This is a genomic window from Protofrankia sp. BMG5.30 (assembly GCF_001983005.1).
GTDB lineage: Bacteria > Actinomycetota > Actinomycetes > Frankiales > Frankiaceae > Protofrankia > Protofrankia coriariae.
Genome location: NZ_MOME01000080.1, coordinates 1 through 8,152, shown reverse-complemented (window position 1 = coordinate 8,152; position 8,152 = coordinate 1). Strand labels below are relative to the sequence as shown.

Here is an 8,152-nt window from a genome sequence, read left to right as displayed (position 1 = left end):
GCCGCGGCCTGTTCCTCATCGCCCAGCTCACCCACCACTGGGGCACCCGCTACAACCGCACCGGCAAAACCATCTGGGCCGAACAACTCATCTGACACCGCGCGGTGCTCATGGCACGCCGCGGAGCCGGGCGATCAGCTGATGAATGCCGGTGGACCCGTCACAACGACGGCGGGGCCGTGTCGAGACCGAGACGTTGACGGGGACGGACACGCCGGTCGAAAAAGTCGCGGACCGCCTGGTCGAAAAACGAGTTGTCGTCACCTGTGACCATGTGATGGGCTCCGGCCACGTCGACATATTCGGCGTGGGGAACCAGCTCAAGGAAACGACGGGCATCGTCGACGCTCAGTACGTCCGACTGGCCACCACGCACGAGCAGGGTCGGGATCCGCAGCGAGGCGGCCGCCTCCGCGAGCCCGGACGTGATTACGTGCTCGCGCTGGGACAGCTGGCTGCTGGTATCACGCAGAAAAGCGGGATCCCAGTGCCAGAACCACCGGCCGTCGACCCGACGGAGGTTCTTGCGCAGGCCGCTGATGTTGCGCGGTCGGGGCCGGTGCGGAAGATAGGCCGCGACGGCGTCGGCGACTTCGTCCAGAGAACTGTAGCCCTCCGGCCTGGCTGTCATGAACTCGCGGATGCGATTCGTACCGGCGGCCTGCAGGAACGGTGAGACGTCGACAAGGACGACACCAGCCGCAAGATTGGGATGCTGCCTGAGAGCCGCCAGCGAGGCAATGCCACCGAGGGATGCCCCGATGAGCACGGGCACCCGCCCCGTCCACCGCACGGCCGCCACGACATCGGCAGCGAACCGGCTGAGGGGGTAGATCCCGTCGGGGGACCAGCCGCTGTCGCCATGCCCACGTAGATCGATGGTGAGCGCATACCAGCCGTCACGGGCGAGCATGCGGGCGGTCGTGCCCCAGGAATGGCGGGTCTGGCCGCCGCCGTGCAGGAGCAGCACCGGGGCGRYGGCCGGGTTGCCGTAGGCGTCACCGACCAACTCGATCCCGTCAGCGGGAATGCGTACTGTCACCGGAATATCGGTGTCGGTGGCAGCCCCGGCACGATCTGGYGCGTCTCCCGCGGACGAAATCGATTGTGGGTCGTTCTGCACGCCGCATCTCCTATCCGCTCCTATCCGCGCACGTCGGTCCGTGCTGACGTCATCAGGATACTGTTCAGCACCTCCGTGACCAGCGGGTGAGGCGGGCTCCGATATGCGTCGATATGCGGGGAACGGCCTTCTCGGGATTTTTCCGTACACCCGGCAGAACCACCGCTCCATGCCGAGTCGTCTCCACTCCGAATCCGTCGCCGGTGGTTGTTCCGACGTTCGGGCCGGGCCGGCGAAAACATCGTTGTTCGCCGCGGTCGCGACAGCCGGTTCGACACCCGCGCCACATCGGCGGGACGGGCCGCATACGCGCCGCTCCCCGCATCGGCTCGGGCCGGGCCCGGCCCGAGCCGATGCGGGGAGCGATATGAGGAGGAGGCGGAATTCTCAGTTCCCGTCGTCGCCCGACCAGGGGATCGTCCAACGGTGGTCGATGGCGTCGTCACGACGGGCGAAGCGCAGATCGGTGGACAGCCGCATCACATCCCCTGTGACGTCCAGGGACGCGTGGATGAGGTGCGAGTTGTGCAGGGTGATGTCGCCAGCCCTGCTGACGGCGTGCATCCATCGCAGGCCCAGCTGGCTGGAGACCCAGAAGAGATCGTGACTGATCGGCCGGGGATCGTCCGGACGGTCCGTCACCTCACGCAGGGGTGCCAGTTTCTCATGGCCGAGACGGTGCGACCCCTCCAGGTAGACCATGCCGCCGGTCTCGACCGAGCAGTCACCCAGCGGTATCCACATCGTCACCAGATGGTCGGAACCCGCGTCGAGGTAGTCGAAGTCGACGTGGGCGCGGGTCGCGGTGGGCGACCCACGGTGGAAATGCCGGACGATACGCCGCGGCAGCAGAAGCGCGGGGGCCTCCAGCAGCGTCTCGGCCAGGCGCAGCAGTCTCGGATTCTCTATGAACCGGGTGAAAGCCGCCGAACGGGCGAAGCTGTGGGCCGGATGACCCGGCCAGCCGTGCGGTGGAAGGTCCGGCGGCAGTTGCCCGGAGAAAACACCGTGGACCGGCTCGGTCCCGGGCCTCAGGTAGACCGGGTCGAACCGGGAGAAGTAGTCGGCCCGTAACGCGCGGACCTCGTCCGGATCGAGCGCGCCGCGCAGGTGCAGGTAGCCGTCCTCGTGGAACCGGCGTCGGAGCGCGGCCGGATCGGACAGCAGCGGGGCGCTGTCGCGCAGCAACGTGAAACGGTCGCCGTCAAATGGGATCGACAGTCCGTTGGAAGTCAGTTGTTTCGCGGCGGCCGGCGTCTGCCGCAACCTGTCGCACACACCGCGGACAACCGGATCCAACGGCGCGAAATTCCGGCCACCTGCCTGGTTGATATAATTCACCTCAGAGATATCTGACGAATCCGGCGAAGCACCGGTGACAATGGCGAGTTCCCCCACGCCTGATCCTGACCTTTCTCACGGTGACGAGCACGACAGCGAACCCCATGATTTTAGGGGATGTGGCGCGGAACAACGCCCGAATTGGGGAATCTGGACGAAACCGACCTGCAACCGCAGGTCAGCGGTGGTGGGTGTTATGCCATGACGGCACCAGCATCATCTGCACAGCAAGAACATCGGATCGGTACCGCCGACGCCGGCACTCCTGATTCATCCACCGAACGATCACCAGCTGGACGCCCACTTTGATGATCGGCTCCGACGGCTCCCACGGGATCTCAGCGTCGAGAGGACCGCACCGGAGCTGGTATTTCTCGCTCGACGTTCTACGGCTACGTCGGCGGCAGGCGCGGCCCGCCCAGTTCGATGGCGGCCGACGCCGTCAGTGTCCGACCCGGCCCCGACACCTCCTGAGATGATCAGAAAAGTTGACCTGGCCGTACCGCCGCCTGGCTTCCCTGGCCGGCCCGGCCTGGTCACACCGGCGGGCCTGGCGCGGCCGCCCAGGGCCTCATGGACGCTCCACGCCTCCCGACACGCGTTTCGAGCGGCCGTGGCAACCGAACCCACCTGCCGAAAAGGAATGAAGCAGTACCCTGGTACGACTTCGAGTATCGACTCTCCGAGTCGTCAAGGAGGTCCGGATGCCCGCGGAACGTCTACTTCCCTCGGACGAGGCGCGTGAGCTGGTCGAACTCGCCAGCACGATCGCGGAGAAGGAGCTCGAGCCGCGGGTGGTGGAGTGGGAAGAAGCCGGCCGGTTCCCTCGTGACGCGTTCACGGTCCTGGGCCGGGCCGGGCTGCTCAGCCTGCCCTACCCCGAGGAGGTCGGTGGCGGCGGCCAGCCGTTCGAGGTGTACCTGCAGGTCCTGGAGGAGATCGCCTACCGGTGGGCGGCGGTCGCCGTCGGCGTCAGCGTGCACGCACTGTCCTGCTACCCGCTGGCCATCGCCGGCAGCCCGGCGCAACGTGAGACCCTGCTCCCGCGACTGCTGGGCGGCGACCTGCTCGGCGCCTACTGCCTGTCCGAGACGCACGCCGGCTCGGACCCGAGCGCGATGYGCACCCGCGCGACCGCCACCACGGACGGCGGTTTCCTGCTGGCCGGAACCAAGGCGTGGGTCACCCACGGCGGGGCGGCGGACTTCTACACCGTCTTCGCCCGCACCTCCGACGACCGCTCCAGCGGCATCTCCTGCTTCGTCGCCGACGCCACGAGCGACGGCCTGACCGCCCAGCCACCGGAGAGGAAGATGGGGCTGCGGGGCTCCCCCACCGCCATCGTGAACTTCTCCGACGTCCGGCTGCCCGCCGACCGGCTGGTCGGACAGCCCGGGCAGGGGCTGTCGATCGCCCTGTCCGCACTGGACTCCGGCCGCCTCGGGATCGCCGCCACCGCCGTCGGCCTGGCCCAACGCGCCCTCGACGACGCGGTCGCCTACGCCCGGCAGCGCACGAGCTTCGACAAACCGATCATCGAACATCAGGGGCTCGGTTTCCTGCTCGCCGACATGGCCGCCGCCGTGGAGTCGGCACGCGCCACCACGCTCGCCGCCGCCCGCCGCCGCGACGCCGGGCTACCGTTCTCCCGTCAGGCCAGCATCGCCAAACTGGTCGCCACCGACGCCGCCATGAAAGTCACCGAGGACGCCGTCCAGGTGTTCGGCGGTGCCGGCTACACCCACGACTATCCGGTCGAACGGTACATGCGCGAAGCCAAGGTCATGCAGATCTTCGAAGGCACCAACCAGATCCAGCGGCTGGTCATCAGCCGGCACCTCGCCCGCTCCTGACCCGCTCCTGACCCGCCTTGCCCCTGCCCGGCGCACGTGCCCCGGCGGGCCGCCATCCCTCCGCACCGTCAGCCGGACAGACCGTTGGCCGTTTGGCCAGGCCGTCCGGCGGCATCCGTACCCGTATCCTGAACGATCCCGTGCAGCAGCAGTTTCGCCAGCTCAGCGTAGGCGTCGGCATCGGAAAGGCCCGTGACAACCGCGACCTCACCCTGCTGAATCGCAACCATGGCAAGAGTCGCCACGTGCCCGACAAAGGACGCGTGCACATCGCGGAAGGCCCCGTCGGCCACCCCTTCGGCGACGAGCGTACGGATCCGCGCCGCCGCGATCCGCGTGTTGAGCTCGTAGACGTCACGGGCCGGCGGGAAGGCCGCGAGATCCCGCCGGAAGGCCTCGGACGCGGGTTTCAGCTCCTCCGCCACGGCCGCGAGATAGGTACCGACCCGCGCACCAGGATCCGTGACCCCGGTCACCCGCCGCTCCACCTCGGCCGCGGCGGTACGGAAGAAGTGGACGACGACCGCGACGGCAAGCTRCTCCTTGCTGTGCGCCAGCGCATAGAGACTCGACTTCGAGCAACGCAGCCGCGCGGCAAGATCAGCAAGTGTGAAGTGTGCGAACCCCTCACGCAGGAAAATCTCGACGAGCCGGTCGAACAGGTCGGACTGCCGAGACGTACGGCGACTGCCGGAACTCGGCCACGGATGGCCGTCAAGGGACACGGTCATGACCAGTACAACGTTACCGGCCCAGCGGACACGGCGGCCCGACGCGGCAACACAGGGCACAGGGCACAGGGCACAGGGCACAGGACACAGGGCACAGGGCACAGGGCACAGGGCACAGGGCACAGGGCACAGGGAGATCGTGGCCGCCCGGCATGCCGCCTCCAGCGGCGGGCCGGGGTGTCAGGAGCCCCCTCGTCCGCCGGCTCCGCCCCGAGGCCGTAACTCGGTTGGCCGTCCCGGATCGGGCGGGCAGCCCCCGCCATCCGCCGGACACACGGAGCAACGATCAATTGACCATCAACAGCCGCGCCGGCGACAACGTCCGCTGGTGGACAGCAGGCAAGATCGACGTATGGCTGTTGTTGTGTACGTCAACCGGGCCGAAAAACGTACCGAACGACAAACTCGTCCGAATCATGTTCCGTGCGGAAGGCCGCGGACGTCGTCCGCGGCCTTCCGGCACTCTTAACGCTGGAAGTCTATTCGCTTCAGGCGGTTCGGGTAGATGCTGAAACGGCCCAGGTCGTTGGTGCCGAAGAAATCGCAGCCGGTTCCGATGCCACCCCGCGCCGTCTGGCCGGTGAGCAGGGTGACGACCAGGTCGGCCTTGCCGTTCGGGGTGAACTGCTCGTCCGAGCGCAGCACCTCTATGCTTTTCATTTTCTCGAACGGGATGTCCTGTCCGCTGGACAGTGTGATGCCGTGCCCCACGGAAATGCAGTAGGACAGTGTTTCGGCCCGTACCGAGGTGGCCACGCCGTCCGTCGCGGTCAGCACCGCGTTCGTCTCGGACCACGGCTTCACCCCGGAGGCCGCTGACGCACCGGTGCCCCCGGCGGCTCCGGAGGCGGCACCGCCCGAAGCCGGCGAGGCTGACGAAACCGATGAAACATCTGAATCCGACGAACTCAACGAACCTGATGAGGCTGATGAGACGGTCGGGCTGGGCCAAACGGCTACCGTTCCTCCGGACGCCGACGAGGTTTCGTCGCTATCGGTGAGGGTGGTGAGGGAAACAACCGCGGCGATGGCGGCTGCAAGCAGGAGAGCGGTGGCGAACGCCCACCACAGCCGACGTCGAGGTCCACGGCCCCGGCCGCCGTCACCGGGCGCGGCCGGCGACTGGAGAGGCAGCGTGCCCGGCCAGGGCGGCTGTGCCTGGTGCGGCCAGGGCGGCTGTGCGCCATGGCCCGTGCCACTACCCGTGCCCGTATCGGTGCCACGGTCGGCTCCCAGGCTCGGCTCATGGCCACGGTCCTGGTAGGAGGGTGGTTCCTGCTTGTTGAAGGCATCAGCCTTGTTGAAGGCGTCGGCCTTGCCGAAGGCATCAGCCGGCGGCGGTGGCGCGGGCCTGAAGGCATCGGCCGGCGATGCCGCCGCAGCGGGTCTGAAGGCATCAGCCGGCGGAGGTGGCGCTGAGGGCCTGAAAGCGTCGGCCGGTGGCGGTGGTGCCGTGGGTACGTACCTGGCCGTCGGCGGCACCCGTTCGCCGGGCGCCGGAACGTGGCCGGCGGCCTGACGGACGTCGTCGTCGAGGCGCAGCCGGATGCTGGAGCGGGCGGTCCAGTCCGGGCCGTAGGCGTCGGCGGCGGCATGGGCCAGCTCGAGGGCGAAGGCGTGGGCGGAGGGCTGACGGTCGGCCGGGTCCTTGGCCAGGGCGCGCAGGACCACATCCGCGACCGGGGCGGGCGTCCCCGCCGGCGGCGCGGGGACGAGGTCGAGGTGCTGCTGCCACAGTGCGCGCACCGGCAGCTTCGGGTCGAACGGCGCCACGCCGGCCAGTAGCTGGTAGAGCAYGATCCCCAGCGCGTACAGGTCGGTGGCCGGCCCCAGCCGACCGCCGGTGATCTGTTCGGGGGCCATGTAGGCGGGGGTGCCCACGAGCGCGCTGGCGGTGGCCGCCGTCCCTTCGACGATCTTCGCGATCCCGAAGTCGGTGACCTTCAGCAGGCCCGTGGTGTCGAAGAGCATGTTGTCGGCCTTGATGTCGYGGTGCAGCATCCCCTGGCCGTGCGCGCAGGACAACGCCGCAGCCACGGCCAGCCCGACCGCGCAGGCGTCCTCGGGCGGCAGGCCCACCCGGCGGCGGGTCAGCGTCCCCCCGCCCAGCAGCTCCATGATGATCAGATGCAGGTCCACGGTCTCGACGTAGTCGTAGACCCGGACCACGTGCGGATGGTCGATACCGGCGAGCAGCCGCGCCTCGGCGGCGAAATCGGTGCCCGCGCCCTCCTGGGCCGCGGCCAGCACCTTGATGGCCACGGGCCTGTCCAGCCGGCGGTGCCGGCCCGCGATCACCAGCCCGAACGCGCCGGTACCGAGTTGGTCTCCCAGCTCGTAGGCTGGCAGCGCGGCACCTATCCGCGTACGGTCAACGATCACAGCTCGGCGTCCACCCCCGGACGGCACCAACTACCGCCCACCATCACGAAAACGTCCATATCCTCYGCACAAGCTGCTGCGATTCTAGCCGCACAACGTCGCATGGAGGCGGAAGGTCGCTGGCCCGACAGATCGGGAAACACGCACCGTCGAATCCGTTCGCCCCTCCCGCTTGAYCCGTCCGGCTCGCTTGAGCGGATCGACGAACGCGTTCAACGCACCGTTGGCTCCCTGTTCGTCGGAGGTGACGCATGGATCGGGCAGGTGCTGGGACGCAAGGGCACGAGAACTGGCTCAGCGAGCCAGCTCTCCGCCACTCGCTGTCGCCTATCCGATGTTCGGTCGGGTGGGTGGTTCAGCGTCCGGCCGAGGTTTCCGCCAGCTCGGAGACGTACGGCCGGCCCTCCCGCCAGGCCGCCACCTGATCAGGACGGCCGTAGGTCCTCATGTAGTCCTCGACCACGTTCTCGGCGAGTTCACCCAGCACCACCGGTTCGAAGTCGGTGCCGTCCGCGCCGACGAACGCCGGCAACGGCTCGAGCACGGTGTCGAGACTCGGATGGTAGAAGATCCCGATGGACCGCCGGGTACCGTGGGGACTGTTTCAAGATCGGTGTTTCCGGCCCGACACGCCGGGCCCTCGGGGTCCGGCGGGATGGGCACTGTGAGTGATGACATCGGGTGATATGACCCCTCGCAAGCAAGATCGTGAATCGGGGCGG

The 8,152-nt window shown here is 68.4% G+C and carries 6 protein-coding genes and 1 pseudogene; 2 read left to right on the top strand and 5 right to left on the bottom strand.

What is annotated here, in order from left to right; genetic code table 11:
- A pseudogene (locus BL254_RS29730) lies at positions 1-95 on the top strand (ATP-binding protein); the annotation flags it as partial.
- Positions 96-160: 65 nt separating this feature from the next.
- Here BL254_RS29730 and BL254_RS24355 read toward each other — a convergent pair.
- The gene (locus BL254_RS24355) at positions 161-1,042 is read right to left on the bottom strand and encodes an alpha/beta fold hydrolase (RefSeq protein WP_254858495.1); all 882 of its coding nucleotides are present in this window, start codon (positions 1,040-1,042) and stop codon (positions 161-163) included.
- A 468-nt stretch (positions 1,043-1,510) separates the two neighbouring features.
- Positions 1,511-2,401, bottom strand: a complete 891-nt coding sequence (locus tag BL254_RS24350) for a phytanoyl-CoA dioxygenase family protein (protein WP_254858493.1) — start codon at positions 2,399-2,401, stop codon at positions 1,511-1,513.
- Between the two features lie 767 nt (positions 2,402-3,168).
- Between BL254_RS24350 and BL254_RS24345 the strand changes: the two genes are divergently transcribed.
- Positions 3,169-4,317, top strand: a complete 1,149-nt coding sequence (locus BL254_RS24345) for an acyl-CoA dehydrogenase family protein (RefSeq protein WP_076845342.1) — start codon at positions 3,169-3,171, stop codon at positions 4,315-4,317.
- Between the two features lie 68 nt (positions 4,318-4,385).
- Here the strand turns inward: BL254_RS24345 and BL254_RS24340 are convergent, their stop codons facing one another.
- The 3 genes from BL254_RS24340 to BL254_RS24330 all read right to left on the bottom strand — a co-directional run bounded on the left by BL254_RS24340 (position 4,386) and on the right by BL254_RS24330 (position 7,974).
- Complete coding sequence (locus BL254_RS24340; RefSeq protein ID WP_076845340.1) at positions 4,386-5,048, bottom strand: TetR/AcrR family transcriptional regulator; 663 nt, start codon at positions 5,046-5,048, stop codon at positions 4,386-4,388.
- A 465-nt stretch (positions 5,049-5,513) separates the two neighbouring features.
- Positions 5,514-7,430 carry a serine/threonine-protein kinase gene (locus BL254_RS27520; RefSeq protein WP_076845338.1) on the bottom strand — a complete coding sequence of 639 codons (1,917 nt, stop codon included), beginning with the start codon at positions 7,428-7,430 and terminating at the stop codon, positions 5,514-5,516.
- A gap of 355 nt (positions 7,431-7,785) precedes the next feature.
- Positions 7,786-7,974, bottom strand: a complete 189-nt coding sequence (locus tag BL254_RS24330) for a hypothetical protein (protein WP_047225288.1) — start codon at positions 7,972-7,974, stop codon at positions 7,786-7,788.
- Positions 7,975-8,152: the final 178 nt, after the last annotated feature.